Source organism: Bradyrhizobium zhengyangense, assembly GCF_022012435.1.
In the GTDB taxonomy this organism is placed as follows: domain Bacteria; phylum Pseudomonadota; class Alphaproteobacteria; order Rhizobiales; family Xanthobacteraceae; genus Bradyrhizobium; species Bradyrhizobium zhengyangense.
Genome location: NZ_JAKLUA010000003.1, coordinates 434,684 through 460,258 on the forward strand (window position 1 = coordinate 434,684; position 25,575 = coordinate 460,258).

27 protein-coding genes are annotated in these 25,575 nt (G+C 63.3%); 13 read left to right on the forward strand and 14 right to left on the reverse strand.

All coding sequences use genetic code 11. The features are described 5' to 3' along the window. Positions 1 to 9: 9 nt before the first annotated feature. From L6637_RS13515 to L6637_RS13545, 7 genes are all read right to left on the reverse strand, one after another. Complete coding sequence (locus L6637_RS13515; RefSeq protein ID WP_237863962.1) at positions 10 to 771, reverse strand: SDR family NAD(P)-dependent oxidoreductase; 762 nt, start codon at positions 769 to 771, stop codon at positions 10 to 12. Between the two features lie 24 nt (positions 772 to 795). Beyond that, on the reverse strand, positions 796 to 2,679 hold the full coding sequence (locus tag L6637_RS13520; protein ID WP_237863961.1) for a feruloyl-CoA synthase: 1,884 nt from the start codon (positions 2,677 to 2,679) through the stop codon (positions 796 to 798). Beyond that, the gene (locus tag L6637_RS13525; RefSeq protein ID WP_237863960.1) at positions 2,676 to 3,485 is read right to left on the reverse strand and encodes a crotonase/enoyl-CoA hydratase family protein; all 810 of its coding nucleotides are present in this window, start codon (positions 3,483 to 3,485) and stop codon (positions 2,676 to 2,678) included. Before L6637_RS13525 ends, L6637_RS13520 begins: the two co-directional genes overlap by 4 nt. Positions 3,486 to 3,744: 259 nt before the next feature. Next, positions 3,745 to 4,206, reverse strand: coding sequence for a DUF3237 domain-containing protein (locus L6637_RS13530; protein ID WP_237863959.1), 462 nt, complete (start codon positions 4,204 to 4,206; stop codon positions 3,745 to 3,747). A 12-nt stretch (positions 4,207 to 4,218) separates the two neighbouring features. After that, positions 4,219 to 5,538, reverse strand: a complete 1,320-nt coding sequence (locus L6637_RS13535; protein WP_237863958.1) for a TRAP transporter large permease — start codon at positions 5,536 to 5,538, stop codon at positions 4,219 to 4,221. Between the two features lie 2 nt (positions 5,539 to 5,540). Next, on the reverse strand, positions 5,541 to 6,050 hold the full coding sequence (locus tag L6637_RS13540; protein WP_007605289.1) for a TRAP transporter small permease: 510 nt from the start codon (positions 6,048 to 6,050) through the stop codon (positions 5,541 to 5,543). A gap of 74 nt (positions 6,051 to 6,124) precedes the next feature. Continuing rightward, positions 6,125 to 7,141: a TRAP transporter substrate-binding protein gene (locus L6637_RS13545; RefSeq protein WP_237863957.1), complete on the reverse strand. Its 1,017-nt coding sequence runs from the start codon at positions 7,139 to 7,141 to the stop codon at positions 6,125 to 6,127. 251 nt (positions 7,142 to 7,392) lie between these two features. On the opposite strand from L6637_RS13545, the gene pobA reads away from it, so the two are divergent. Both pobA and L6637_RS13555 read left to right on the forward strand, forming a co-directional pair. Then, complete coding sequence (gene pobA / locus L6637_RS13550) at positions 7,393 to 8,562, forward strand: 4-hydroxybenzoate 3-monooxygenase (protein WP_237863956.1); 1,170 nt, start codon at positions 7,393 to 7,395, stop codon at positions 8,560 to 8,562. Between the two features lie 172 nt (positions 8,563 to 8,734). Then, on the forward strand, positions 8,735 to 9,154 hold the full coding sequence (locus L6637_RS13555) for a PaaI family thioesterase (protein WP_237863955.1): 420 nt from the start codon (positions 8,735 to 8,737) through the stop codon (positions 9,152 to 9,154). A 2-nt stretch (positions 9,155 to 9,156) separates the two neighbouring features. Here the strand turns inward: L6637_RS13555 and L6637_RS13560 are convergent, their stop codons facing one another. After that, a complete protein-coding gene (locus L6637_RS13560) occupies positions 9,157 to 10,041 on the reverse strand; it encodes a LysR family transcriptional regulator (RefSeq protein WP_237863954.1) in 885 nt (294 codons plus the stop codon). 124 nt (positions 10,042 to 10,165) lie between these two features. Here L6637_RS13560 and L6637_RS13565 point away from each other — a divergent pair, with 124 nt between their 5' ends. Then, on the forward strand, positions 10,166 to 10,795 hold the full coding sequence (locus L6637_RS13565; protein ID WP_237863953.1) for a pyridoxamine 5'-phosphate oxidase family protein: 630 nt from the start codon (positions 10,166 to 10,168) through the stop codon (positions 10,793 to 10,795). Here the strand turns inward: L6637_RS13565 and L6637_RS13570 are convergent. Both L6637_RS13570 and L6637_RS13575 read right to left on the reverse strand, forming a co-directional pair. Next, positions 10,792 to 11,877, reverse strand: a complete 1,086-nt coding sequence (locus L6637_RS13570) for an AbrB family transcriptional regulator (RefSeq protein ID WP_237863952.1) — start codon at positions 11,875 to 11,877, stop codon at positions 10,792 to 10,794. The two genes, L6637_RS13565 and L6637_RS13570, sit on opposite strands and share 4 nt — an antisense overlap. A 100-nt stretch (positions 11,878 to 11,977) precedes the next feature. Continuing rightward, entirely contained in the window at positions 11,978 to 12,259 is a 282-nt protein-coding gene (locus L6637_RS13575) for a PsiF family protein (RefSeq protein WP_237863951.1), read from the reverse strand. A gap of 186 nt (positions 12,260 to 12,445) precedes the next feature. Between L6637_RS13575 and L6637_RS13580 the strand changes: the two genes are divergently transcribed. Continuing rightward, complete coding sequence (locus L6637_RS13580; protein WP_237863950.1) at positions 12,446 to 12,946, forward strand: hypothetical protein; 501 nt, start codon at positions 12,446 to 12,448, stop codon at positions 12,944 to 12,946. 106 nt (positions 12,947 to 13,052) lie between these two features. On the opposite strand, the gene L6637_RS13585 is transcribed toward L6637_RS13580, so the two are convergent. Next, positions 13,053 to 13,601, reverse strand: a complete 549-nt coding sequence (locus L6637_RS13585; RefSeq protein WP_237863949.1) for a TetR/AcrR family transcriptional regulator — start codon at positions 13,599 to 13,601, stop codon at positions 13,053 to 13,055. Positions 13,602 to 13,708: 107 nt separating this feature from the next. On the opposite strand from L6637_RS13585, the gene L6637_RS13590 reads away from it, so the two are divergent. The 3 genes from L6637_RS13590 (at position 13,709) to L6637_RS13600 (ending at position 15,489) form a co-directional block, all read left to right on the forward strand. Then, complete coding sequence (locus tag L6637_RS13590) at positions 13,709 to 14,137, forward strand: acyl-CoA thioesterase (RefSeq protein WP_237864359.1); 429 nt, start codon at positions 13,709 to 13,711, stop codon at positions 14,135 to 14,137. A gap of 3 nt (positions 14,138 to 14,140) precedes the next feature. Then, on the forward strand, positions 14,141 to 14,617 hold the full coding sequence (locus tag L6637_RS13595; protein WP_237863948.1) for a PaaI family thioesterase: 477 nt from the start codon (positions 14,141 to 14,143) through the stop codon (positions 14,615 to 14,617). Between the two features lie 212 nt (positions 14,618 to 14,829). Next, positions 14,830 to 15,489 carry a DsbA family protein gene (locus L6637_RS13600; RefSeq protein WP_237863947.1) on the forward strand — a complete coding sequence of 220 codons (660 nt, stop codon included), beginning with the start codon at positions 14,830 to 14,832 and terminating at the stop codon, positions 15,487 to 15,489. Positions 15,490 to 15,572: 83 nt separating this feature from the next. Here L6637_RS13600 and L6637_RS13605 read toward each other — a convergent pair whose 3' ends face one another. The 3 genes from L6637_RS13605 to L6637_RS13615 all read right to left on the reverse strand — a co-directional run bounded on the left by L6637_RS13605 (position 15,573) and on the right by L6637_RS13615 (position 17,945). Further along, positions 15,573 to 15,779 carry a hypothetical protein gene (locus tag L6637_RS13605; RefSeq protein ID WP_237863946.1) on the reverse strand — a complete coding sequence of 69 codons (207 nt, stop codon included), beginning with the start codon at positions 15,777 to 15,779 and terminating at the stop codon, positions 15,573 to 15,575. 85 nt (positions 15,780 to 15,864) lie between these two features. After that, positions 15,865 to 16,935, reverse strand: coding sequence for a carboxylesterase family protein (locus tag L6637_RS13610; protein ID WP_237863945.1), 1,071 nt, complete (start codon positions 16,933 to 16,935; stop codon positions 15,865 to 15,867). 20 nt (positions 16,936 to 16,955) lie between these two features. Then, on the reverse strand, positions 16,956 to 17,945 hold the full coding sequence (locus L6637_RS13615) for a S1C family serine protease (protein WP_237863944.1): 990 nt from the start codon (positions 17,943 to 17,945) through the stop codon (positions 16,956 to 16,958). A 285-nt stretch (positions 17,946 to 18,230) separates the two neighbouring features. Between L6637_RS13615 and L6637_RS13620 the strand changes: the two genes are divergently transcribed. From L6637_RS13620 to L6637_RS13645, 6 genes are all read left to right on the forward strand, one after another. Continuing rightward, a complete protein-coding gene (locus L6637_RS13620) occupies positions 18,231 to 19,649 on the forward strand; it encodes a M20 family metallopeptidase (RefSeq protein WP_237863943.1) in 1,419 nt (472 codons plus the stop codon). A gap of 263 nt (positions 19,650 to 19,912) precedes the next feature. After that, positions 19,913 to 21,703, forward strand: coding sequence for a peptide ABC transporter substrate-binding protein (locus L6637_RS13625; protein WP_237863942.1), 1,791 nt, complete (start codon positions 19,913 to 19,915; stop codon positions 21,701 to 21,703). Between the two features lie 29 nt (positions 21,704 to 21,732). After that, the gene (locus L6637_RS13630; protein WP_237863941.1) at positions 21,733 to 22,692 is read left to right on the forward strand and encodes an ABC transporter permease; all 960 of its coding nucleotides are present in this window, start codon (positions 21,733 to 21,735) and stop codon (positions 22,690 to 22,692) included. Further along, entirely contained in the window at positions 22,658 to 23,575 is a 918-nt protein-coding gene (locus tag L6637_RS13635; RefSeq protein ID WP_237863940.1) for an ABC transporter permease, read from the forward strand. The genes L6637_RS13630 and L6637_RS13635 overlap by 35 nt, the downstream gene beginning before the upstream one ends. Continuing rightward, positions 23,575 to 24,570 carry an ABC transporter ATP-binding protein gene (locus L6637_RS13640; protein WP_237863939.1) on the forward strand — a complete coding sequence of 332 codons (996 nt, stop codon included), beginning with the start codon at positions 23,575 to 23,577 and terminating at the stop codon, positions 24,568 to 24,570. Before L6637_RS13635 ends, L6637_RS13640 begins: the two co-directional genes overlap by 1 nt. After that, positions 24,567 to 25,535 carry an ABC transporter ATP-binding protein gene (locus L6637_RS13645; RefSeq protein WP_237863938.1) on the forward strand — a complete coding sequence of 323 codons (969 nt, stop codon included), beginning with the start codon at positions 24,567 to 24,569 and terminating at the stop codon, positions 25,533 to 25,535. Before L6637_RS13640 ends, L6637_RS13645 begins: the two co-directional genes overlap by 4 nt. Positions 25,536 to 25,575: the final 40 nt, after the last annotated feature.

Genomic DNA, 25,575 nt, shown 5'->3' on the forward strand with positions numbered 1-25,575 from the left:
TTGAGCGCCTTATTTCGGCGCCATGCGCAGCGAGCCGTCGAGGCGCACCACTTCGCCGTTGAGGTAGGAGTTCTCGACCATGTGCAGCGCGAGCGCAGCGAACTCGTCGGCGTTGCCGAGGCGGCGCGGGAACGGGATCGCGGCAGCGAGCGAGTCCTGCGCTTCCTGCGGCAGATTGGCGAGCAGAGGCGTCAGGAACAGGCCGGGCGCAATCGTCAGCACGCGGACGCCGAACTGGGCGAGTTCGCGCGCGATCGGCAAGGTCATGCCGACGATGCCGCCCTTCGAGGCTGAGTAGGCCGACTGGCCGATCTGGCCGTCATAGGCGGCGACAGAGGCCGTGTTGATGATGACGCCGCGCTCGCCGCTCGCCTGCGGCTCGAGCTTGGACATCTCGGTCGCGGCAAGGCGCAGCATGTTGAAGGTGCCGATCAAATTGACCTTGATCACCTTGTCGAAATCGGCGAGCGCCATCGGGCCGTCGCGGCCGACGACACGCTTGGCAACGCCGATGCCGGCGCAATTGACCAGCACGCGGGCCGGGCCGTGGGCCTTGGTAGCCTGTGCGATCGCAGCTTCAGCAGAGGCCGCGTCGGAGACGTCGCAGGTGACAGCGACGCCCTTGATCTCGGCGGCAACGGTTTCCGCGAGCTTGGCATTGAGATCGAACACCGCGACCTTGGCGCCCTGCGCGGCCAGTTTTCGTGCGGTGGCAGCGCCCAGTCCCGATGCGCCGCCGGTGACGATGGCTGCCTGATCCTTCAACAACATGGCGTTCTCCTTCGATGAGCTTCTTTAGCCGACCGATATCACACGGTCGGACGGATTGGCAGCGTAGAGCTCTTCGATCAACGCGGTGCGCTGCTCGAGCACGGCGCGCTGGTTGATCGAGCCCTTGTCTGTGACTTCGCCCTTGTCGATCGAGAGCGGGGTGTCCATCAGGATCGCGCGCGTGACCCGTGTCGAGGAGCCGGTGGCCTGGCCGAGGAAGCGCGTCAGCCGCTCGCGAAAAGCCTCCCGTACCAGGCGGTCGCGCGCAGTGACGGTGAGATCGTCAGCCGGCAGCGTCGGGTTGACAAGGCGGCAGCCGTCGAGGTCGAGGACGACGAGGGCGGAGATCTCGTCGCGGTTGATGCCGGCGATGACGACGTCGCGCACCAGCGGCGCGCAGGCCGCGGTGAGGCGCGCACGCAAAGGCCCGACGCTGACCCAGGTGCCGCTCGCGAGCTTGAAATCCTCGCTGACGCGGCCGTCGAAATCGAAGCCGGCGTTGAGATCGTCAGGGTCGGACGGCTTCAGCGCATCGCCCATCTTGTAAAATCCTTCCTCGTCGAAGGATTTTGCGGTGATGTCGGGCTGGCGCCAGTAGCCGGGCATCACGTTCGGTCCCTTGGCGCGCACTTCCATCTTGCCGTTGTTGGGCACGAGCTTGGCGTCATTGCCCGAGACCGGGAGGCCGACATGGCCGGAGCGGCTGGTGCGCGGATTGACCGACATGAAGAACGGCGCCGTCTCGGTCGCGCCAAGGCCCGTGAGCATCGGCACGCGGTAGCCTTTTTCCTTCACCGCGAGCTCGTCGAGACTGTTCCAGACGAACGGCGACAGGGCGGCGCCGGAGAAGAACATCGCATGTAGCCGGTCGAAGAATTTCGCGCGCAGGCCCTGGTCGTCGCGCAAGTACGGCAGCAGCGATTCATAGCCCTTGGGCACGTTGAAATAGACCGTCGGCGAAATCTCCTGGAGATTGCGCACGGTCTCCTCGATGCCGCCGGGCACCGGCTTGCCGGCATCGAGATACATAGAGCCGCCATTATACAGCGTCAGCCCGATATTGTGGTTGCCGCCAAAGGTGTGATTCCAGGGCAGCCAGTCGATAATGACGGGCGGCTCATCCTTGAGGAAGGCAAGCGTCTCGCGCAACATCACCTGGTTGGCGCAGATCATGCGCTGGGTGTTGATGACGGCCTTGGGATTGCCTGTTGAGCCCGAGGTCAGCAGGAATTTTGCGATCGTGTCGGCACCGATCTTCTCATGGACCTCGTCAAGATCGCTACGGATCGGCGTCGCCATGAGGTCGGCGAGCAGGGTGACGTCGCGACCCGGCACATGGCCATAGGACGCGGCGATCTCGGTGCCGAGCGAAACATTGGCGGCGAGCGCATCCGCGAACTTGTCGGCATCCTCAGCGAAAACGAGGCCGGGCGTCAGCAGCTTCATCAGATAGGACAGCTTGCCGTAATCCTTCGACACCAGCGAATAGGCCGGCGACACCGGGCAGAACGGAATGCCGGCATAGAAGGCACCGAAGGCGAGCAAGGCGTGGTCGATCGAATTGCCGGAGAGGATGACGACCGGCCGCTCCGCCGACAAGCCGCGCTGGATCAGGCCTGAAGCGATATGTTGGCTCGCGATGAGCAGCTCGGCATAGGTGATCTTTCGCCAGCCGCGGCCGCCTTCGCGCTCGGCCATGAAGATGCGGTCCGGCGTCGTCGTCGCCCAATGATGCAGACGATCGGTGATGCGGACGGGATAGTCGCCGAGCGGTTGCTTCGGCCGCAGATAGATCGTGCCATCGGCGCGACGCTCGACGTCGACGACGGGGTCTCCGAACGAGATCGGCCGCAGCGGAGAATGGCTCACGCCGCGCTCTGTGCTGGAAGAGGACGGCTGTGCGCTCATGACTTCGGCTTTACCTTGGCGGTCTTGTGCTCGAGGAATTCACGGATCCTGCGTTTTGCTTCCTTGTCGCTCTGCGCAACGGTGGCCATCAACGATTCCATCAGAAGGCCCGTCTGCGGATTGGCTTCCGCGATCATCGGCAGCGCCTGGAGCACGGCGAAATTCGTCAGCGGCGCGTTGGACGCGATCTTGGTCGCAAGCTCCAACGCCTTGGAAAGCCCGTTGCCAGCCTCGGTGACATATTGCGCAAAGCCGTAGGACGCGCCCTCGGTCGCGCTATAGACGCGCCCGGTCAGCATCATGTCCATCATCCTGGCAACGCCGATCAGCCGCGGCAGACGCACTGAGCCGCCACCGCCAACGAAGATGCCGCGTTGCCCCTCGGGCAGGGCGAAATAGGTCGAGGGTTCGGCGACACGGATGTGCGCCGCGCAGGCAAGCTCCAGCCCGCCGCCGATCACGGCGCCCTTCAGCGCGGCGATGACGGGGACGCGGCTATACTGGATACGATCGAACACCCGGTGCCACATTTGGGAATGGAGAAGGCCGCCGGTGGCGTCGTGGTCCTGAAGTTCGGAGAGGTCGAGGCCGCTGGAAAAATGATCGCCGATGCCGTGAATGACCACCGCGCCGATATCCTCGGGCAGGGACGCAAAGCATTCGCCGATTTCGAGGATGATGCCGTCATTGAGCGCATTGCGCTTGGCCGGCCGGTTCAGACCCACGGTCAGAACCCGGTCCACCCTCCCGATTTGAAGCAGCCCGGAGGCGCCCGCGCCAGCGGTCTCGGCGTTTCCCTGTGTCATTTGCGTCCTTGTCAGAATAGTTATGTTGTATAACGAATTTGGGAGGAGTCAAGGCGGAGGCGCCTTCGTCGTTCCGGAAACCGCTGGTCAGGAGGGCAAAATCCGTCCTCAAATTCGGTGTCGTCCCTGCGAAAGCAGGGACCCAGAGCCCTAGGGAGTGATTTGGCGAAGACTCGCGGTCCGGCACTCAGACCGTACAAAATCGACAGATCGCGCGGTATGGTCCCTGCTTTGGCAGGGACGACAGCGAACTGTGTGCTCACACCACCTGATGCACGTCGATTACCACGCGATCTGCGTGCCGCGCTGCTGAGCCAACAAAGATGTGCTCCATCAGCCAGCGATAGTCTTGGTGCCCGGTCTCGAACTTCGGCACCGTGCGGAAATAGATCAGCTTGGGATCGACCGGCTCGCCGCGTTTGAGCTTTTGCAGCAGCTCGACCGGGCCAAAGCGCATGCCCTTGTTCTCGACATAGACGGTGGCGCCGTCGTCGGTCTCAAAGGCGTATTTGGCCTCGAGATCGATCAGCTCGTTGGGTCGGATGGTCTGGAAGTCGGCGCCAAAGGGAAGCACCTTGCCTGATATCGCGCCCTTCACCTCGCCGCCGATGATCGGGATGATGCGGCGGACGCCGATGCCGGTCTCGCCGACGGTGATGACGTCACCGATTTTAGCGGTGATGGTGAAGACGTATCTTGTCTCGAGCGTCGGTGTGATCATCACTTCGCCTCGCTAGTGCGCCATCATCCGCATCGGTAGCCATGTCGCCAGCAGCGGGAAGGCGATCAGGATCACGAGGCGTACGAGATCCGTTGCCACGAACGGGATCACGCCCTTGAAGATAGTGGAGAAGGAGACATCCTTCACCACGCTTTTGATGACAAAGACGTTCATGCCGACGGGCGGATGGATCAGGCCGAGCTCGACGGTCATGACGATGATGACACCGAACCAGATCGGGTCGAAGCCGAGATGCGTGACGACGGGGAAGATGATCGGCACGGTCAGGATGATCATTGCCATGGCGTCCATCAGGCAGCCGAGCACGAGATACATCACCATGATCAGCGCCAGCACGCCGTAGGGGCCAAGGCCAAGGCCAGTGAGGAATTCGGTCACCTTCTGCGGGGTCTGCGTCACGGTCAGGAAGTAGCCGAAGATCAGTGCGCCGATCAGCACGGTGAAGACAGCGGCCGCGGTGCGCGTCGCCTGGAGCAGCGATGCCAGGATCTTCTCGCGATCGAGCCGGCCCGTAACGACGCCGATGATGAACGCGCCGGTCGCGCCGACGCCGCCCGCCTCGGTCGGGGTGAAACGCGGCAGGAAGGGCAGGCCGTAGAGGCCGCCAATCACGAATACGAACAGCAGCACAGGCGCCCAGATGTCTTTCAGTCCGGCGAAACGCTCGCGCCAGGGCAGCACCTTGCCCTTGGGCAGGAAGTCGGGGCGGAAATAGCCGATCAGAAAGATCGTGATCATGTACATGGTCATCGCCAAGAGGCCCGGGATAATACCGGCGATGAAGAGCTTGCCAATGTCCTGCTCGGTGATGATGCCGTAGACGGCGAGCACGGTGGAGGGCGGCAGCATCGCACCCAGTGTGCCGCCGGCCGCGATCACGCCGGTGGCAAAGGATTGCGGATAGCCGAAGCGGCGCATCTCTGGGTATGCGACGGCGGAGAAGGTCGCTGCAGTCGCAACCGACGAACCGCAGATCGCGGCAAAGCCGCCGCAGGCGCCGACGGTCGCGATGCCGAGCCCGCCGCGCAAATGTCCGACAAAACCGTTGGCGGCGCGGAACAACTCCCGGCTCATGCCGGAATTGCTGACGAACGAACCCATCAGCAGGAACATCGGGATGACGCCGAACGTGTAGTCGGTGACCGTGCGCATCGAGGTCTGGCCGACCAGTTTCAGCGCCGGCGTTGCGCCGACCAGATAGGAGAAGCCGGAGACGCCGACGAGACCCATGGCCATGCCGACGGGCACGCGCAGCAGCATCAGGGCGAACAAAGAGATGAAGCCGATTACGGCGACGGCATCTGTGCTCATGACTATTCCGTCGCCTTCAGCTTGGGGTCGTGCATCTCTTCAGGATGGAAGATCAGTCGGTACGTGCGGATCGCGATCAGCAGAACGGCCGAGACATCTCCGATCCAGGCGATCGCGAAGAACGGCCAGGTCGGCATGTGCATGTCGAACGTCTGAACGTTGTCGTTGTAGGTGCCGCGCACCTTGTCGAACAACGTCCAGGTCTGCACCGTGACCACGAACAGCAACACCAGCGTCGCGAACACGTCGATCCAGCGCTGGTAGCGCGGCCCGACATTGCCCCAGACGAGGTCGACCGTGATGTGCGTGCCGCGATAGGAGGTTGCCGCGATGCCCCAGAAGATCAGGATGCCGAGCAGCATGCGACCGATGTCGAAACTGTCGGGGATCGAATAGTTCAGCGTGTTGCGCAGCAGCACCGATAGAAAGATGTCGAGCGCGACGATGCCGACGAACGCGGCGGCGATCCATTCGATCGAATCGATCACGCGGTCCATCCAGGAGCGCTTCATGGGTGAAGGGTCCTCAAGTTTGCAGGAAAACGGCGGCGGAACAATTCCCGCCGCCGCCTCTGTTTCGATGGGAACTATTCTGCCAGCGCGTTGTACTTCTTCAGCGAGGCCTTCAGCTCGCTAAGCGCCGCGTCGGGATCGATGCCGGCCTTCTTGGCGCCCTCACTCCAGGTCTTGACCAGCGGCTCGGCGGCCTTCTTCCAGGCGGCGGTCTGGTCCGGAGTCAGCTTGTAGACCTCGTGACCTTCTTCCGCCTTCACCTTGTCGATGCCGCCGTCCTCGAATTTGCCCCAGTACTCGCCGACCACGCCGGCCATCTCGGTCGAGCAGTTTTTGTCGATCGCGGCCTTCTGCTTGTCGGACATCGCATTGTACTTGTCCTTGTTGATCACGAACACGAAGGTCGTGGTGTAGAGCGGCGCGTCCATGTCGTACTTGGTTACCTTGTCGATGCCGAACAGCACCAGCGAGCCCCAGGGGAAGGTCACCGCGTCGGCGACCCCGCGCTCGATGATGTCGCGCACTTCCGGGGCGGAGGACTGCACATTGGTGCCACCAAGCGCAGTGACGAAGTTCGCCATGGTGGCGTGCGCAGGGCGGATCTTCATGCCCTTCACGTCCTCAGGCATCACGATCTTCTTGGTGCGGGAGTGGAAGGACGACGGCGAATGGACGAAGGCGAGGCAATATTTGACGTCCTTCATCTCCTTCTCGGCATATTTGCGGTACCAGGCGTCCAGACCTTCCGAACCACCCTTTGCGTCCGAGATCAGGAACGGCAATTCGCCGGCGCCGATGATCGGGAAGCGGCCGGGCTGGTAGCCGGGATTGACGTAAGTGACGTCGGCAATGCCGTCGCGCGCCATGTCGTAATGATCGAACGCCTTGCCGAGCTGCTGAGCCGGGAACACCTTGCCGGTGATGGTGCCGCCGGAATCCTTGTTCACTGCGGCCACCCAGTCCTCGAGAGACTTTTGCAGCGGATGCGACGCCGGCACCCAGTGCGAGACCTTCAGGTCAACAGTTTTGTCCTGCGCGAACGCAGGCGTCACGCTTGCTGCCAGCAGCAAAGCCAGACAGGCCTTCCTCATCTCGTGTCTCTCCCTTTTTGTGACGGCGGGCTTCGATGGCCCGGTCTCGTTAGTTAACATGTTATCTAATTGGCCGGCACGTTCAAGCCGGAACTGCTGCGTCATCTACGTCAGCGATGTTGCATGGATTTGTCGCCGCCCGGGCGACCAGCCTCCCCTTTTGCCCAACCGTTATATGTTATAATTATCCTGCGCGGATCATTGCGACAAGCGACCGCGACGAAAGCCTACAGGATCGGGAGTAGCAAGTATTGCGGACAAAAGTCGCAATCATCGGGGCCGGGCCGGCGGGATTGTTGCTTGGGCAACTGCTGCACCGTCACGGCATCGACAACGTCATTCTCGAGCGGCAGAGCCCGGATTACGTGCTTGGGCGCATTCGCGCGGGCCTTCTCGAGGAGGGTACTGTCGCACTGCTGGACCAGGTCGGTGCCGGCGCACGAGCGCATGCGGAAGGCCTGTTGCATGAAGGCATCGAGCTCGCCTTCGCCGGCCGTCGTCACCGCATCGACATGAAGGCCGCCACCGGCAAGACAGTGATGATCTACGGCCAGACCGAGGTTACGCTCGACCTCATGAATACGCGCAAGGCCGCCGGTCTCACCACCGTCTATGAGGCCAAGGATGTGCAGCCGCAGGATTTCGACGGCAGTCACCCGCGCGTAACCTGGGTCAAGGACGGCGTCACCCACACGCTCGATTGCGATTTCATTGCCGGTTGCGACGGCTTCCACGGCGTCAGCCGCGCCAGCGTGCCGGCTTCGGCGATCGAGGAGTTTGAGCGGATCTATCCGTTCGGCTGGCTCGGTATCCTCTCCGAGACGCCGCCGGTCAGCCACGAGCTGATCTATTCCAACCATGCCCGCGGCTTTGCGCTCTGCACCATGCGCTCGATGAAGCGCAGCCGGCATTACGTGCAGTGCTCGCTCGACGACGATGTCGATCGGTGGCCGGACGATCGCTTCTGGGACGAGCTGAAGCGCCGGCTCGACCAGGAGGCGGCCGACAGTCTCATCACCGGCCCCTCGATCGAGAAGAGCATTGCGCCCTTGCGCAGCTTCGTCGCCGAGCCGATGCGTTTCGGCAAGATGTTCCTGTGCGGCGACGCCGCCCACATCGTGCCGCCGACCGGCGCCAAGGGGTTGAACCTTGCCGCAAGCGATGCGCATTATCTGTCGGGCGCGCTCCGCGAGTTTTACGACGAGAAATCGAACGCCGGCATCGATGCCTATTCCGCCAAGGCGTTGGCGCGCGTCTGGAAGGCGGTGCGCTTCTCCTGGTGGATGACTTCGATGCTGCACAAATTCCCTGACAATGGCAGCATTGGCGCGCGCATCCAGGTCGCCGAGCTCGACTACGTCACGCAGTCGCAGGCCGCGATGACGTCGTTGTCTGAGAATTATGTGGGGCTGCCGTTCTAGGGAGGTGCCGTAGGTTGGGTTAGCGCAGCGTAACCCACCCTACGGGTCCGTCATTGCGTCACCGCGCGTTTCAAACACCCGCGCAATTCCCGTTTAAAACTTTGTAATTGATGCGTCCGTCATGTCCATCGCGTTCAATGCCGGCAAACATTGCAACGGACGTGAGACACGCATGACCAGCATCGACATCCCAGCAGGCTTCGAACCGCATCTGCGCAGCGGTCCGCTCACGGAGCCCTGGAAGCCGATCTACGCAAAGAAGACCGAGAATGCTTTCATCCTCGGTCTACGGCTGGCCCGGCCGCACACCAACGGTCGTGGCATGATCCACGGGGGCCTCATCGCAGCACTTGCGGATAATGCGATGGGCTACAGCTGCGCGCAGGCGACGGGCTGGACCACCTCGTTCGTGACGGTCACGCTCACGGTTGATTTCGTCGGCCAAGCGGGGATCGGCCAGTGGCTTTCCATCGAGAGCGACGTGATCAAGACAGGCAAGACGATCTGCTTCGCACAGTGCTTGGCGAAGGCCGATGACGCCGTGATCGCGCGGGCCAGTGGCACGTTCCGCGTGGTGCCCAAGAAAAGCTGAGCCTAGCCAAACCTCCACTGCGTCGTCTCCACCACGAGATCGATGAAGGCACGCACCTTGGCGGAGAGCAGGCGCGAGGTCGGGTAGACGATGTGGATCGGCAGCGCCGGCTGCTCGTATTTTGCCAGCAGGATTTTCAGCCGTCCGCGCTTCAGGCCCTCGGCGGCCTGATAGGCCAGCACGCGCGTGATACCGCCGCCGGCCTCGGCATATTGCAAGGCAGCGTCGGCGCTGTTGCTGGTAAAGCGCGGTGATGGCGTTACCTCGATGTCGTGTCCGTCCTGCGTGAAGCGCCACGCCGTTGCGGGGCCGAACAGAATGGTCTGGTGCTCGGCCAGCGCCTCCGGCGTCCTCGGCTCGCCATGACGCTTGAGATAGCCCGGCGTTGCCACCGTAATCCGTCGCATCTCGCCGACCTGGCGCGCGACCAGCGAGGAATCGGCGAGATGACCGATCCGCACCGCGGCATCGACGGCGTCTTCCACGAGGTTGACGAGGTTGTCTGAGAGCCTGAGTTCGCAGGCCACCTCGGGATAGCGCTTGAGATAGTCGGTCATGACAGGCCCGACATGGAGCCGGCCGAAGCCGACCGGGGCCGAGACCACCAGGCGCCCGCTCGGCCGGTTGCGCTCCTCCTGCGCCGAGCCGTCGGCTTCCTCGACGTCAGCAAGAATCCGCCGGGCGCGCTCCAGATAGCGTGTGCCAACGTCAGTCAATCGCACCTGCCGGGTGGTCCGTTGCAGAAGTCGCGCGCCCAGATGCTCCTCCAGCGCCGCGATCAGCCGCGTCACCGCCGAGGGCGACAGCCGCAGCTTACGCGCCGCCGGCGCGAAGCCGCGCAGATCAGCGACGGTGACGAAGACATGCATGGCCTCGAGGCGGTCCATGAGCATTATTGCATATATCGCAACGATGAAGTGTCAAGTGAACTGATTGTTTTGAGCACCGGAAGATCCATTTTATCGTTCGAAAAGACGCAGACATGCGCCGGAATTTTCAGGAGATGTTCCGATGACCGCAGTTCTCACCTATGCCAGCGACGTCGCCTTCACACCCGCGGTGAAGGCGATCCAGGCGCGCAAGGGCTCGCGCGAGGCCTATGGGCGTGTCGAGCAGCGCGGCTGGCGCACCGAGGTCGACGAGAACCTCGAAGCCTTCCTCAGTGAGGCCAACAGCTTCTATTTCGCCACGGCTTCGGCGGACGGACAGCCCTACATCCAGCATCGCGGCGGCCCGAAGGGATTTCTGAATGTGCTGGACAAGCAGACCCTCGCCTTCACTGACTATGCCGGCAATCAGCAATATCTGACTCAGGGAAATCTCTCCGAGAACCCCAAGGCCTACATTTTCGTGATGGACTATGCTCATCGGCGCCGGGTGAAGATCTGGGGCGAGGCGCGCGTTGTCGAGGATGACAATGCGCTGACGGAGGCGCTGATGCCGAAGGGCTATCGCGCCCGGCCCGAGCAGGTCATCCTGTTCAAGATCACGGCCTGGGACACCAACTGCCCGCAGCACATTCCGCAAAAGTTCGATGCTCCGGATGTGGCGGCGGCGCTAGCCGCAAGAGATCAGCGGATTGCGGAGCTCGAGGCGCAAATTGCCGCGCTGAAGGGACAAGCGGCCGCAGAGGGCGGCTAGTCGTCCACGTCGTCCTGCGTGCGGCCGAACAGGTGCACGATGCCGGGCGTCGCAATCGTCACGAACACGAAGCGCGACAGATGGTGGGCGCCGACGAAGATCGGATCGATGTGTAGTGTCAGCGCCAGTGCCAGCATCGCGTCCATCGCGCCAGGCGCGAAGGCAACGACGACGTCCGAGAACTTCACCTGCGTGGTGAGCGCGACGATGCCGACGAAGACGGCGGAGACGGCGATGGCTACGGCAAACGAGCCGAGCGCGGCATTGATGTGGCCGGCCAGCGTCTTGATCCGCATCCGGGCAAAGCGGCTGCCGATCAGGGCGCCGATGCCGACCAGCGACACGCCGCGCACCCAATTCGGCAGGCCGCCGTCGACCCAGCCGGCGCCGTGTAGAACGCTGGAGGCGATCATTGCCCCGAACATCCAGCTCGCCGGAAACTTGATCAGCCGCAGGATGAGCGACGCTGCCAGCGAGGCGGCAACCAGCTCCAGAAGATCGAGCGGCGAGGCGATCGTGGTCGTCAGAGACGGCGAGACGGATGGCGCGACGCCTGCGATCGCCAGCACCATCGGCAGCGCCGCGGTCAGGATGATCACGCGCATGGTCTGGACCACCGCGATTCCCGGCAAATCGGCGCCGCGCTCAACCGCCAGGATGGTGATCTGCGAGAGCGCGCCGGGGCTGCCGGCCAGGAAGGCCGAGGTTCGGTCCCAGCCATGGACGCGCTGGAGGTAATAGCTGGAGCCGAAGGTCGAGCAGAAGGTGGCGAGTGCCAACAGCCCGATGGTCAGCGGATAGGCGCTGACCTGCTGTATTAGGTGGCGCGATACGACCGAGCCTAGCGAAATTCCGAGCAGCACCAGCACGGTCTGGGTCAGGAGCGGTGGTACCGAGAGCTGACGTCCGGCAATCGCGGCGATCCCGACCGCGATCATCGATCCCGAGATCAACCCGCCTGGAAGTCCCGCGACCAGGAAGACCAGGCCGCCGGCGGCGCCGATGATGAGCGTCTCCGCGGTGCCTAAAACCTTGGCACGGCTCGGCCATTCGAACGGAAGGGAGGCGGTGATTTGCTTCACGCCGCCTTATCGCAAATCGGCGAGAGGCACACAATTGCAGGCTCGTCATGCCGCAATGCGTGTGCCTCTCGACAAACGCGAGGAGAGGATTGTGACGGATCTACTTCTTGTCGGCGGCGGGCGCAGGCGCGGCAGCGCCGCCGGCCTTCGCGGACTTGATGCATTCGGAGCGGAATTTCTTGCGCTCCTTGCCATGCAGGCCCTTGGCATCCGCCTGCTTGGAGCATTCCAGCGACTCGGCCGAGTGCTCCTTCGGCGCCTTCTTGTCAGCGGTGGTAGCAGCATCGGTCTTGGCAGCCGGCGCCGCTGTCTGGGCGAAGGCGGTGCCGGTGGCGAACAGGGAGGCGATCGCGACGACGGCAAGGCGGGAGGCGAGGGTCATGATGTGGCTCTTCTTGCGAGAGTTGCGGAGGGCCGCGAACGTCGGCCCGCTTTGCTGAACGCCACATGAATAACCCGAACGCAGCGGCCACTATATTTTGGCCCCGACCACCATCGCTTTCTTGTCCGAGGTCGCCGACACGCTAGGATAGCAATCCTCGTTTTGCTTCCCTGAGGGAGACCAAGGATGACCATTCAAGCGAAATTGTTGTGTGCAATTGCGGTAACGGGCGTTGCCGCGCTGGTGGCGAGCGCACCGGCCCAGGCGTTGACCTCGCAGGAGTGCAGCGCGAAATATCAGGCCGCCAAGAAGGACGGCTCGCTCGGCACCATGAAGTGGAATGATTTCCGCAAGGCCCAGTGCGGCGCCGACGCCATGCCTGCTGCTGCGCCGACCGCAGCTGCCCCCGCCGCACCTCCGCCTGCCCCAGCGCCGACCACGACGGCGAAGAAGGAGGCCGCGCCCGCTGCTGCTCCGGCGCCGACCATGCCGGCCGGTCCCGCGATCTTCCCGAACGCCGTCGACCCGAAATACGCCAAGGAGACCGCCGGCAAGGCCCGCCTGCACACCTGTGTCGACCAGTACAATGCCAACAAGACCACCAACGGCAATGGCGGCATGAAGTGGATCGAAAAGGGCGGCGGCTATTACAGCGAATGCAACAAGAAGCTGAAGGGCGCGGCCTGAGGCTTCACGATGACGTCGAGGCCGGAGCCAGGCTCCGGCCTCTTGCAGATTATTGTTTGAGCATGATCTTTTCGGAAAGCCGCTGCACACTTTTCCGGATCATGCTCTAGTTCAGCAGTTTCTCGGCCGATTTCGCCACGAGCTGTGACCGCTTGCGTGGGCCGCGCTCGACGAACAACAGGCTCTGGCCGAAGATAAAGCAGTAGAACAGGAAGGCCTGCGCCTCGGCCTCCTCGGCTTCTAGGCCGGTCGCGCGATAGAGTTCGGCGACGTGCTTGAGCCGCGCCGCATCGACACTGGCGACCGCCGCCGCAGCGCTATCGTCTGAACGCGCCCACTGCCTGATCGCGAGCTCGATCGCCATGCCTTCCGGATTGAGTCGCTCGGAGTAGAGCTGGATCACCGCCTTCAGCCGCTCGCGGGGGGCTTCGCCGTCGAGGCTGGTCTGTTGCGCGATCGAGGCCGAACGGCCCTCGCGCCAGTGCACCAGCATGGCCTCGAGCAGCGCAGCGCGGTCGGCGAAGCGGCGGTAGAAGCCGCCTTTGGTGACGCCGAGATTCTTGGCGAGCACCTCGACCCTGACACCCTCGACACCTGCACGGGCAAGCTCCTTGAACCCTGCCTCGACCCAGACGTCGCCTTTGCCGTCGTTCATGAAAGAAGCCTCACCGGTTCTTGATACGCTGCCGTATTGCTAACGCGTCCCACGCTTGATACGCTACCGTATCAAAAATCTAGACACGGGCAGGGCGGGGAATGATGGTGGAGCAGGAGGCGACCTATCGCGGCACGGTCTATCCCTGGCAGTGCGATCATGTCGGCCACATGAACATCATGTGGTATGTCGGCAAATTCGACGAAGCCAATTGGAATCTGTTCGCCCGGCTCGGGCTGACGCCCAGCTATCTGCGCATCTCCGGCCGTGGCATGGCCGCGGTGCAGCAGAACATCACCTACAAGCGCGAGCTGCTCGCCGGCGACATCATTCAGGTCCGCAGTCACCTGCTCGAGCTGCGCGAAAAGTCGATCCGCTTCCGGCACGAGATGACGAACGCCGAAACAAGCGAGATCGCCGCGCTCTGCGAGATCACGGCCGTGCATATGGACCGCAGCCTGCGCAAATCCGCACCGTTCGCGGAAACCGTCCGCGAGACAGCGCTGCGATATCTTGTCGAACCGGTCGAGGCCTGAGCCATGGCTGCGTTCGAGCCGAAGAACCCAGGCTATCGTGCAGCGGCCATCGCGATGTTCGAGGGACAGTCGGCGATGCACACGCTCGGCATCGTGATCGTCCGCCTCGCGCCAGGCGAGGTCGAGCTCGCCATGCTACATTCGGCCGCCCTCACGCAGCAGAACGGTTTTGTCCATGCCGGCATCATCACCGCGGGGCTCGACAACGCCTGCGGCGTCGCCGCCTTCACGCTGATGCCGTCAGAGGCTGATATCCTCACGGTCGAGTTCAAGACCACGCTGCTTGCGCCCGCCCGTGGCGAACGCTTTGTCTTCAAAGCCGAGGTGATCAAGCCCGGCCGTACGCTGACCTTCTGCGAAGCCAGAGCTTTTGCCGAACACGAGGGCAAGACCACGCTGATCGCCACGATGACCGGCACGCTGATGGCGATGTTGCCTCGTGCAACCGCTTCGCATGAACCGCGCGCAGACCGCGCCTAGCGGCAATTGACAAGCCCCGCGGCGCATCCCTTGATGCGCCATGCTCACCAGCATCGCCATGAGTCTGAACGCTTTGGTGACCGCGTTCCTAGTCCCCCTGGTGGTGACCCTACCGGTGCGATGACATCGTCCCCGTGACACTCTATATGGTCTGTAGCAACTCCCGGTCCCGACGCGTATTTGCGAAAGATGGGACCGAAAGGGGACAAGATATGGCTGGATACAGGAATAAGGGACTTTCGCCGACGCGCCGAACGGCGCTGACGTTGATGGGCGCGGGCGCCCTTGCGGCCGGCAGGATGACGTTGGCGCGCGCGGCCACCGGTGGTGACGAGGTGCTGACCGAAGCCAAGGTGCTGCGCGATCCCGACGTTCCCGTTGCCGGCAATCCCGATGGCAACATCAGCATCATCGAATGGTCCGACTACAATTGCCCCTATTGCCGCAAGCTCGAGCCGGAGCTGCGCCAGGTCATCCAGGACGACGGCAAGGTCAGGCTCGTCTTGAAGGACTGGCCGATCCTCGGGCCGGTCTCGGTGACGGCCGCCCGTATCGCGCTCGCCGCGAAATACCAGGACAAGTATCACAAGGCCCATGACGCCATGATGGGCGTCAGCTCTCGCCTGACCGAATCGCGCATCAGCGAGTTGCTCGCCTCCGTCGGCGTCGACATGGACCGCCTCAAGGGCGACCTCACCGCGCACGCCAAGGACATCGACGCGATCCTCAAGCGCAACAACGAGCAGGCCGAAGCTTTCGGCTTCAACGGCACGCCGTCCTTTATCGTCGGCAAGTACCGCGTCCCCGGCGTGCTCAGCATGAACGAGTTCGAGCAGGTCATCGCCGACGCCCGCAAGGCCAAGATGAACTGATCTGTTGCCGCGCTGATCGCGGCCGAGACAAAGGCGCCGCCGCGGATCCGCGACGGCGCCTTGTTCATGTCCGGTCGATCGAATCACTTCGATGAAATGCGGACCCAGTCCTTGTGCGCGCGATCGCGCAGCAGGTCCCAATCGGCCTTCGCAACGTCCCAGTTCACGATGGTGCGATTGGTGATCGCGACCTCGCCATTGGCGACTGACGACGTCTGCATGGAATCATAGACATAGACGCCGCAAGCAAGCAGCAGCGCGCCCAGGATCATTCCGAGAAAAGTCTGCATAGCGAACCCTCCGGTGTGTCGGGCGGATAACGTCGGCCCGGAGTGATGGTTCCGCGACAGTGCGGCGCGGGTAAGGACACTTCGTTCACGCCCCGTTCAGCCACTCCAACAGCTCCGCGTTGATCTCGCGCGGATAGGTGTGACTGAGATCGTCGATTTCGCGATAGAAGACATCGGCGCCCGCGGCAGTGAGTGCCGCCTGCGTTTGTCGCGCGGTCTGCACCGGAAACATCCAGTCGAGCTTGCCGTGGGTGATGAAAACAGGCAGGCTCTGAAGCCGCGTAGCATCGGCCATCTCCGCCATCAACGGATGGAATGTCGCCGACACCGGCGCGAGATGGGTGAAGGGCGAGGCGCCATCGAGTCCGCTGACATAGCAGAAGGTGCCGCCGTCGCTCATGCCTGATAGCAGCATGCGTGAGGCGTCGACGGTCCAGCGACCGCGGACGGCTTCGAGGATGCGCATCAAATTGGGCGTGTCGGTGTCATCACCCATCAGCGCCCAGGTCTGCCCCGTCGCCGTCGGCGCCACCAGGATTGCGCCTACGCTGCGGGCATCGCGCAGCCAGCTCCACAGGAAGCCGCGGCCATTGCCGCTGCCGCCATGCAGCGCCATCACCAGCGGCCAGGCGCGATCCGGCGTGTAGTATTCGGGCACGTAGACCGAGAAGCCGCCACGGCTGCTGGGCTCATTGTGATCGTGGAAGATGCCGGTGTGCTCGCTGGCCCCGGCCTCTAGTCGTGATAGCAGCTCCTCATTCCCGCGATTGGAGATGTTGAGGAAGAAATTGCTCACTGGCGGGAATTGCACCGACAGCGGATAAAGCGCCTCTTGCGCGCGCGGCAGATGGCGCATCGCGCGGAAGACAGAGACGAGATCGCCATTGCCGCGCTCGACATCGCGGATGCCGGCAAATGCAGTAAGCGTCTCTTTGCAGGCGAGATCGAGCCGCTCGCGAAGCCCGGTGAACTGCTCCGGCCATTCTCCGATCGCCGCGTGCGCACTTTGCAACGCATCGTCAGGCGCGCCGATTGCGTTCATCACCGAGCCGAAGGCCGGCGGATGCAAGTGCCGGGCGAAGTAGCCGAGCGCTTCCAGCGCATTGAGCAATGGCGGCAGCACGGCCACGATGTCGTCAACGACGGCCTCGGTCATGGCTGCTTCCTTTGGCTGGATCAATGCAGCTTCGGCGCCTTCAGAAGCTTGAAGCGATCGGTCGACGTCACCGTGACGTCGAAGGTGACGCCTTCATGATGCGCGCTGCCCTGATGATGCACGGTGAGAGGCACGTCGACGCCGGCAGCGCCGAGCGACCACATCTTCTTGTAAAAGCTCGTCTGGCTCGTGACCTTCTCGCCGTCAACGGCAAGGATCACGTCGCCGGTCTTGAGCTCGGCGCGGGCAGCCGGACCGTTGGCGGAGATGCCGATCACCACCACGCGGTTGTCGATTTCGGTCGAATAGAGCCCGAGCCATGGCCGCGCCGGCTTGTTGACGCGACCGAATTTGCGCAGGTCGTCGAGGATTGGCTTCAACAGGTCGATCGGCACGACCATGTTGACGTGTTCGGCCTTGCCGTCGCGTTCACGATCGAGTTGGAGCGAGCCGATGCCGATCAATTCGCCGCGCTCGTTGATCAGTCCCGTGCCGCCCCAATTCGGATGGGCGGGATAAGTGAACAAGGCCTCGTCGAGCAGATACTCCCAGTATCCGGCGAATTCCTGCTTGGCGACGATCTGGCTTGCGACCGAACGCGTCCGACCACCGGCGCCGCCGACCACGACGCGGTCGCCGAGCCTGACGCCCGCCGAGGAGCCGAGCGGCAGCGGCTCGACGTCGAGCCGTCCGAGCGCCTGCACCAGGCCGAAGCCGGTGACGGCATCGAAGCCGAGCACATGTCCCTCCACGACGTGTCCGTCGCCGCGATGAAGCCAGACGGATTCCGCCTCGGTGATGAGATAGCCGATCGTGAGCACCAGCCCGTCATCGATCACGACGCCGTTGCCGGCGCGCTCGGTGCCGAGCGTTTCCGCACTGAAGGCGTCCGGAGGGATGATAGCGTGGAGGCCGACGATGGAAGCGAGCGCACGGTCGAGGTCGAAACCGTAGTCGCTCGCTCGCGGCTGATTTGCCGGCGGCACTCTCCATTCGGTCAGAACGGTCATGGAGTTCTCCTGGCTGAGAGCATCGCTCCGCTGTGGCTGCGGAACAACGCGCGAAGCAAGCATAATTTAGGCCGGAGGAGGCCATCTTGAAAGACTTGACCGCAACTATTCCAGATGTCGTGACGCGAATTTCCGAAGATGACACAAATTGTTCGCCCAAAGTCGGTGGCGGTTGGCCATTCGGCACGAACCGCATGGCTGCTGTCCCGCGAGGTGCTAGGCGGGCTTCAATGAAGCTGCTAACGGTTGCCGCTTCGCTTGACCAAGAGATCACGGACGGCAACCATGGACAATCGCAGCGACATCTGGCGTGGCATCGACACGATCAAGGGGCGTTTCATCGACCTCAGCGACAAGGTCTGGGGCATGCCCGAGGTCTGCTACACCGAAGCGCGCTCGTCCGCCGAGCATCTCGCTGAGCTGCGCCACCAGGGTTTCCGCATCACCGAGAAGGTGGCGGGTATTCCGACGGCGGTGATGGGCGAATGGGGCGAGGGCGGCCCGGTCATCGCCTTCATGGGCGAATACGATGCGCTGCCAGGCCTCAGCCAGGAGGCGGGTGTTGCCGAACACCGTCCGGTCGAGACCGGCGGTCACGGTCATGGTTGCGGTCACAATCTGCTCGGCTCGGCGGCGCTGCTCGCTGCGACCGCGGTCAAGGACTGGCTCGCCGAAAACAAGGTGCCCGGCCGCGTGCGCTATTACGGCTGCCCGGCGGAAGAAGGCGGCGCGGCCAAAGCCTTCATGGTGCGCTCGGGCGCGTTCGAGGACGCCGATATCGCCATTACCTGGCATCCGCACAGTTTCTGGGAAGTCGCGGTGACGCCGTCGCTCGCCAATACCCGCGCCGACTTCACCTTCACCGGCCGCACTTCGCATGCGGCGGCTTCGCCCCATCTCGGCCGCTCCGCGCTCGACGCGGTCGAGCTGATGAATGTCGGCGTGAACTACATGCGCGAGCACATGCCGAGCGATGCGCGCGTGCATTACGCGCTGCTGGACACCGGCGGCATTGCGCCCAACGTGGTGCAGGCCCATGCCCGCGTGCGCTATTCCATTCGCGCCCGGGACCTTCCCGGCATGAACGAGCTCGTCGGGCGCGTCAGCAAGATCGCGGAGGGCGCGGCCTTGATGACCGAGACCAAGGTCGAGATGAAGATCATCTCCGCGGTTTCCAACATCCTGCCGAACACGCCGCTGGAGCAGGCGCTGCATCGGGTCATGGAAGAACTCGGACCGCCGCATTTCGACGACACCGACAAGGGCTTTGCCAGCGAGATCCGCGCGACGCTGACCGACAAGGACATCGCGTCGGTCTATTACGCGATCGGCATGGAGCCGACGGAGCGGCCGCTGGCTGACTTCCTGGTGCCGCTGGATGCCAAGCGCAACCCGTTAGTCGGTTCGACCGATGTGGGTGATGTCAGCTGGGTCGTGCCGACCGTGCAGGTACACGCACCGACGGTTGCAATCGGCACGCCGTTCCACACTTGGCAGGTGGTGGCGCAGGGCAAGAGCGCTCACGCCCACAAGGCGATGGTGCAGGCGGCCAAGGCTATGGCCGGCCTCGGCATCAAGGCGTTGACTGAACCGGAACTGATCAAGGCTGCGAAGGCCGATTTGACGAAGCGGACGGCCAAGACGCCTTATGTCTGCCCGCTGCCGGACCACGTCGCGCCGCCGCTCAATATGTCCGTAGCGTAGAATTCCATCTCGATACTTCGTCTGATCTCGCGAACAAATTTTTCGCAGTGCAACTAGGTTTCCAGCGGATTTTGGCGCTGGTATGCCGAACCGTTGGGCTGCGGAATGAAGTTTTGCCCAACAGACAGCCAGAACATCGTTTGCACACACACGGCTGCAGTTGACGTGCGGCCTATTCGGTGTGCCATCTACCGCCAGCCAAAACCCGGTGGCCGTTCCGCGCGGCCGCCTACAAGCATATGGGAACCAGACGGGGGACAACCATGCTGGACAAAGAACTGCGTTCGATGATCGGTAAGGTGAAGGACGGGCGGATGGATCGCCGCGCCTTCATTCAGCGCTTGGCCGCGGTCGGCCTCACCGCCCCCCTGGCGAATCAGATTCTCGCCATCGGCGGCGTCGCCATGGCCCAGAGCCCGTCGCCATATCCCCCGACCAAGCGCGGCGGCGGTGGCCCGCTCAAGCTGTTGTGGTGGCAAGGACCGACCTTGCTCAATCCGCATTTCGCCACCGGCACCAAGGATCAGGATGGCTCGCGTCTGTTCTATGAGCCGCTCGCCAGCTGGGATGTCGACGGCCACCTCAATCCGATCCTCGCCGCCGAGATCCCGTCAATCAAGAATGGCGGCCTTACCGCTGACGGCAAGTCGGTGACCTGGAAGATCAAGCCCGGTGTCAAATGGCACGACGGCAAACCCCTGACGGCCGACGATTTCGTCTTTACCTGGGCTTATGTCAGCGACCCTGCCACGGCGGCCGTCTCCATCAGCACCTATGCCGACATGACGGTCGAAAAGGTGGATGACTTGACCATCCGTATCCTGTTCAAGAATCCGACTCCGTTCTGGGCGAATGCGTTCGTCGGCGCCTATGGATGCGTTATCCCGAAACATCTGTTTGCGGACTACAAGGGATCGAAGTCCCGCGAAGCGCCGGCCAACCTGGCTCCGGTCGGCACCGGCCCCTACAAGTTCGTCGAGTTCAAGCCGGGCGACCTGATCCGCGGTGAGCTCAATCCCGACTACCACATGCCCAACCGTCCACATTTCGACACCATTGAGATGAAGGGGGGCGGCGATGCCGTCTCCGCGGCGCGAGCGGTGATCCAGACCGGCGAGTTCGATTTCGCCTGGAACATGCAGGTCGAGGACGAAGTGCTGCTGCGTCTCGAGAAGGGTGGCAAGGGCAAGACCACCTATGCCGTGGGCGGCGACATCGAGTTCATTGCGATCAACTTCACCGATCCGAACACCGAGGTCGATGGTGAGCGGTCCTCGATGAAGACCAAGCACCCGATTCTGTCGGACCTCGCGGTCCGTCAGGCGCTCGCGTTGCTGGTCGACCGCGAGTCCGTCAAGAAGGCGATTTACGGCCGCGCCGGTCGCACCACCGCGAACTACCTCAATGGTCCCGACGACTTCGTGTCCAAGAACACCAAATGGGAGTTCAGCGTCGACAAGGCGATCGCGCTGCTGGAGAAGGCCGGATGGAAGGCCGGTGCCGACGGCATCCGGGAGAAGGACGGCAAGAAGCTGAAGTTCGTCTACCAGACCTCGATCAACGGTCCGCGCCAGAAGACTCAGGCGATCGTCAAGCAGGCCTGCCAGAAGGCGGGCATCGACGTCGAGCTGAAATCGGTCGTCGCCTCGGTGTTCTTCTCCTCCGACGTCGCCAATCCCGACACCTACTCGAAGTTCTACACCGACATCGAGGAGTTCCAGATCCCGATGACGCAGCCGGATCCTGCGCTGCACATGAAGCGCTACACCTCGAGCCAGATCGCCAGCAAAGACAACAAATGGCAAGGGCAGAACTTCCCGCGCTGGGTCAACAAGGATTACGACGCCGCGATTGAGGCTGCGGAGACCGAGACCGACCCGGTCAAGCGGGCCGCGCTCTACATCAAGTGCAATGACATGCTGTGGCAGGAAACCGTATTCATCCCGGTGATGCACCGCCTGACGGTGGATGCCTGCGCCACCACGCTGCAGCCGGTCGTCTCGGGCTGGGCCAACCGGACCGACAACATCCAGGACTGGTACAGGGGAGCATGATCGCGCGGGCATAGACGGGATTCTTCCCCATGAGCCAGTATGTCCTGCGCCGCCTTCTGATCGCTATTCCGAGCCTGCTCGGCATTTCGGCGGTCCTGTTCTTCGTGCTGGCTCTTGCGCCCGGCGATCCGTTTTCGGAGTTGGCGACCAATCCGAACGTGCCACCCGAAGTGCAGGCTGCACTTCGGGCCAGGTTCGGCCTCGACGATCCGATCTATCTCCGCTACCTGCACTGGCTCTCTGCCATGGCGCATGGGGATTGGGGCTTCTCCTTCGTCAGCAGGATGGACGTCGACAGGCTGATCCTCCAGCGCCTGCCGGCCACGCTCTACGTGATCGGCTCCGCGCAGGTCCTGGCGCTCCTGATCGCAATCCCCGTCGGGGTCTACGCCGCCACAAAGCCCTATTCGCTGTTCGACCAGATCGCGAATACGCTCGCCTTCATCGGCTTCTCGCTGCCGACCTTCTTCACCGGTCTCCTGTTCATCCTAATCTTCTCGGTGACGCTGGACTGGCTGCCCTTTGTCTACACCACCGACATCAAGGCCACCGGCATCCGCTGGGTGCTGGAGATGATCCGTCAGGCCATCATGCCCGTGGCGGTGCTCGGCCTGTTCCAGGCGGCATCGATGACGCGCTTCGTCCGTTCGGCGATGCTCGACGTCATCAGGCTTGACTACGTCACCACGGCGCGCGCCAAGGGTCTCGGCCAGGCCAAGGTCATCGTCAAGCACGTGATGCGCAACGCCATGATCCCGGTCGTCACGCTGATTGCGCTGCAGATGCCCGCCGTGTTCGGCGGCGCCATCGTCACCGAGCAGATCTTCCGTATTCCTGGCATCGGATCGCTGCTGATCTCCTCCATCCTTTCCAACGACACGCCGGTGGTGATGGCCGTCACTTTCGTCTTCGCCTGCCTTGTCGTGCTGTTCAATCTCATCGCGGACGTCCTGTATGGCTGGCTTGATCCTCGCATCTCCCTCCGCTAAGCGGGGCGTCTACTCGCCCTGGCGCGAGACGTGGCGGCGCTATAGCCGCCACAAGCTCGCCGTGGTCAGCGCCTTCCTGCTTCTCGTTCTGATTTTGGCCGTCGTCGTCGGCCCTTTGATCTGGCGCGTCAAGATCAACGACATCGACATCGTCGCCGGCCTGCAGGGGCCGTCGCTCGCCCATCCCTTCGGCACCGACGATCTCGGCCAGGACATCCTGGCGCGCATGATCTATGGCGGCCGCATCTCGCTTGCCGTCGGGCTTGCCGCGATGCTGGTGTCGGTGGTCATCGGCACGCTGGTTGGCGCGCTGGCCGGCATGTCGCGCGGCGCGCTCGGGCACGGTCTGATGTGGCTCACCGACCTCTTTCTGTCGCTGCCGCAGCTGCCGCTGCTGCTGATGCTGATCTATCTGTTTCGCGACGGGCTGAAAGCGATGTTCGGTCCCGAGGGTGGCATCTTCATCCTGATCGTGCTCGTGATCGGCGGCCTGCGCTGGATGCCGGTGGCGCGCCTCGTCCGTGCACAGTTCCTGTCGATCCGTGAGAAGGAGTTTGTCGAGGCCGCGCGTGCGCTCGGCGCGAGCCCGGTGCGGCAGGTGGTGAAGCACATCCTGCCCAATGCGCTCGGCCCGGTCATCATCGCCGGCACCATCGACGTTGCCGCCGCGATCATCGCGGAATCGACGCTGTCCTTTCTTGGTCTCGGCTTCCCGCCCGATACCCCGACCTGGGGCCGGCTGCTGTTCGACGCCAAGGACTTCCTCGACATCGGCCCGCACTGGGCCCTGTTTCCGGGCGGCGCGATCTTCATCGCGGTGGTCGCCATCAACTTCATCGGCGACGGTCTGCGCGATGCACTCGATGCGCGACGGGTGATCTGATGGTGCCGTTGCTCGAGATCAAAGGTCTCAAGACCCACTTCTCCACCGACGATGGCATCCTCCAGGCCGTCGACGGTGTCGACATCACCATCAACAAGGGCGAGACGCTCTGCGTCGTCGGCGAGTCCGGCTGCGGCAAGACCGTGACTGCAATGTCGATCCTGAAGCTGATCGCCATGCCGCCGGGCCGCATCGCGGCCGGCGAGATCATCTTTGAGGGCCGTGATCTGGTGCCGTTGACGAGCAAACAGCTCGATGACATCAGAGCCAAGGAGATCGGCTTCATTTTCCAGGAGCCGATGACCTCGCTCAATCCGGTGCTCACGGTCGGCGAACAGATCGCCGAGAGCCTGCGCCGCCACGAGAACGTCACCCGGAGGCAGGCGCTCGAGCGCACCATCGAGATGCTGAAGCTGGTGCAGATTCCGAACGCCGAAGGCCGTGTGCACAACTATCCGCACCAGTTCTCCGGCGGCATGCGCCAGCGCGTGATGATCGCGATGGCGCTGGCCTGCAAGCCCAAGCTGATCATCGCCGACGAGCCGACCACCGCGCTCGACGTCACCATCCAGGCGCAGATCCTCGACCTGCTCCAGGACATGAAGGAGCGCTTCGGCATGGCGGTGATGCTGATCACCCATGCCATGGGCGTCGTCGCCGAAACGGCTCAGCGCGTCGTCGTGATGTATGCCGGCAAGGTGGTGGAGGAGGCCGGCGTCGACGCTCTTTTCGCCGATCCGCGCCATCCCTATACGCAAGGCCTGATCCGGTCGATCCCGCGCATCGATCTCGATAGCGAGCACAAGACGCGGCTCGAGGCAATCGGCGGTTCGGTGCCGATCCTGATCAATCCGCCGGTCGGCTGCCGCTTTGCGCCGCGCTGCAAGTTCGCCATGAACGTCTGCACCGAGAAGGAGCCGCTGCTGCGCGTGATTGCGCCGGGCCACCGCATGGCCTGTCATCTCGGCGATCCGCAATCGGGAGGCGCGGCATGAGCGAGCCCTTGCTCCGCGTCAGCGGCCTGAAGAAATATTTCCCCGTGCTCGGCGGCCTGTTGTCGCGCCAGGTCGGCACTGTCTATGCGGTCGATGGCGTGTCGTTCTCCGTCAATCGCGGCGAGACTCTTGGTCTCGTCGGCGAATCCGGCTGCGGCAAGTCGACGACGGGGCGCTGCGTGCTGCGCCTGATCGAGCCGACTGACGGCGAAGTCACCTTCGACGGCCAGGACGTGCGCCAACTCGGCGGCAACGATTTGCGCGCGATGCGGCGAAACATGCAGCTGGTGTTCCAGGATCCGTTCGCCTCGCTCAATCCGCGCATGACGGTCGGCTCCATCCTCGGCGAGGCCTTCACCATCCACAATCTGGCAGCCAATGCCAGGGAGCGGGAGGAACGCGTCGCGGGCTTGCTGGTCAAGGTCGGCCTCAAGGCCGAGCACATGCGACGTTATCCTCACGAATTCTCCGGCGGCCAGCGTCAGCGCATCGTGATCGCGCGGGCGCTCGCGGTCGAGCCGAAGCTGATCGTCTGCGACGAGCCGGTATCCGCGCTCGACGTCTCGATCCAGGCGCAAGTCATCAATCTGCTGGAAGATCTCCAGGCCGAGCTGAACCTCACTTATCTCTTCGTGGCGCACGACCTGTCGGTGGTCGAGCACATCTCCGACCGCGTCGCGGTGATGTATCTCGGCCGTATCGTCGAGCTGGCGAAGGCCAGCGATCTCTATCGCAATCCGCAGCATCCCTATACCAAGGCGCTGCTCTCTGCCGTGCCGGTGCCGGATCCCAAGCTCAAGCGCAACCGCATCCGCCTCAAGGGAGACGTGCCGAGCCCGATGAAACCGCCGTCGGGCTGCCACTTCCACACCCGCTGCCCGATTGCCCAGCCCCGCTGCGCCGAAGCCGCGCCGGAGCTGAAGGAAGGCACAGGTGGGCATTTCGTGGCATGTCATCTGGCCTGAAGTTGCGCGGTGCATAGGTCCTTGGAGGCCTTGATCGCGA

What these genes read in the sequence shown, in the direction of transcription:
- L6637_RS13535 (WP_237863958.1), bottom strand. Translation starts at nt 5,538, where the DNA reads ATGAGCACAGATGCCGTCGCCGTAATCGGCTTCATCTCTTTGTTCGCC.
- L6637_RS13585 (WP_237863949.1), bottom strand. Translation starts at nt 13,601, where the DNA reads ATGAACGACGGCAAAGGCGACGTCTGGGTCGAGGCAGGGTTCAAGGAG.
- L6637_RS13645 (WP_237863938.1), top strand. Translation starts at nt 24,567, where the DNA reads ATGAGCGAGCCCTTGCTCCGCGTCAGCGGCCTGAAGAAATATTTCCCC.
- L6637_RS13545 (WP_237863957.1), bottom strand. Translation starts at nt 7,141, where the DNA reads ATGAGGAAGGCCTGTCTGGCTTTGCTGCTGGCAGCAAGCGTGACGCCT.
- L6637_RS13620 (WP_237863943.1), top strand. Translation starts at nt 18,231, where the DNA reads ATGGACAATCGCAGCGACATCTGGCGTGGCATCGACACGATCAAGGGG.
- L6637_RS13580 (WP_237863950.1), top strand. Translation starts at nt 12,446, where the DNA reads ATGACCATTCAAGCGAAATTGTTGTGTGCAATTGCGGTAACGGGCGTT.
- L6637_RS13615 (WP_237863944.1), bottom strand. Translation starts at nt 17,945, where the DNA reads ATGACCGTTCTGACCGAATGGAGAGTGCCGCCGGCAAATCAGCCGCGA.
- L6637_RS13540 (WP_007605289.1), bottom strand. Translation starts at nt 6,050, where the DNA reads ATGAAGCGCTCCTGGATGGACCGCGTGATCGATTCGATCGAATGGATC.
- L6637_RS13595 (WP_237863948.1), top strand. Translation starts at nt 14,141, where the DNA reads ATGGCTGCGTTCGAGCCGAAGAACCCAGGCTATCGTGCAGCGGCCATC.
- L6637_RS13530 (WP_237863959.1), bottom strand. Translation starts at nt 4,206, where the DNA reads ATGATCACACCGACGCTCGAGACAAGATACGTCTTCACCATCACCGCT.
- L6637_RS13610 (WP_237863945.1), bottom strand. Translation starts at nt 16,935, where the DNA reads ATGACCGAGGCCGTCGTTGACGACATCGTGGCCGTGCTGCCGCCATTG.
- L6637_RS13525 (WP_237863960.1), bottom strand. Translation starts at nt 3,485, where the DNA reads ATGACACAGGGAAACGCCGAGACCGCTGGCGCGGGCGCCTCCGGGCTG.
- L6637_RS13600 (WP_237863947.1), top strand. Translation starts at nt 14,830, where the DNA reads ATGGCTGGATACAGGAATAAGGGACTTTCGCCGACGCGCCGAACGGCG.
- L6637_RS13625 (WP_237863942.1), top strand. Translation starts at nt 19,913, where the DNA reads ATGCTGGACAAAGAACTGCGTTCGATGATCGGTAAGGTGAAGGACGGG.
- L6637_RS13605 (WP_237863946.1), bottom strand. Translation starts at nt 15,779, where the DNA reads ATGCAGACTTTTCTCGGAATGATCCTGGGCGCGCTGCTGCTTGCTTGC.
- L6637_RS13515 (WP_237863962.1), bottom strand. Translation starts at nt 771, where the DNA reads ATGTTGTTGAAGGATCAGGCAGCCATCGTCACCGGCGGCGCATCGGGA.
- L6637_RS13560 (WP_237863954.1), bottom strand. Translation starts at nt 10,041, where the DNA reads ATGGACCGCCTCGAGGCCATGCATGTCTTCGTCACCGTCGCTGATCTG.
- L6637_RS13565 (WP_237863953.1), top strand. Translation starts at nt 10,166, where the DNA reads ATGACCGCAGTTCTCACCTATGCCAGCGACGTCGCCTTCACACCCGCG.
- L6637_RS13575 (WP_237863951.1), bottom strand. Translation starts at nt 12,259, where the DNA reads ATGACCCTCGCCTCCCGCCTTGCCGTCGTCGCGATCGCCTCCCTGTTC.
- L6637_RS13555 (WP_237863955.1), top strand. Translation starts at nt 8,735, where the DNA reads ATGACCAGCATCGACATCCCAGCAGGCTTCGAACCGCATCTGCGCAGC.
- L6637_RS13640 (WP_237863939.1), top strand. Translation starts at nt 23,575, where the DNA reads ATGGTGCCGTTGCTCGAGATCAAAGGTCTCAAGACCCACTTCTCCACC.
- L6637_RS13635 (WP_237863940.1), top strand. Translation starts at nt 22,658, where the DNA reads ATGGCTGGCTTGATCCTCGCATCTCCCTCCGCTAAGCGGGGCGTCTAC.
- L6637_RS13630 (WP_237863941.1), top strand. Translation starts at nt 21,733, where the DNA reads ATGAGCCAGTATGTCCTGCGCCGCCTTCTGATCGCTATTCCGAGCCTG.
- L6637_RS13520 (WP_237863961.1), bottom strand. Translation starts at nt 2,679, where the DNA reads ATGAGCGCACAGCCGTCCTCTTCCAGCACAGAGCGCGGCGTGAGCCAT.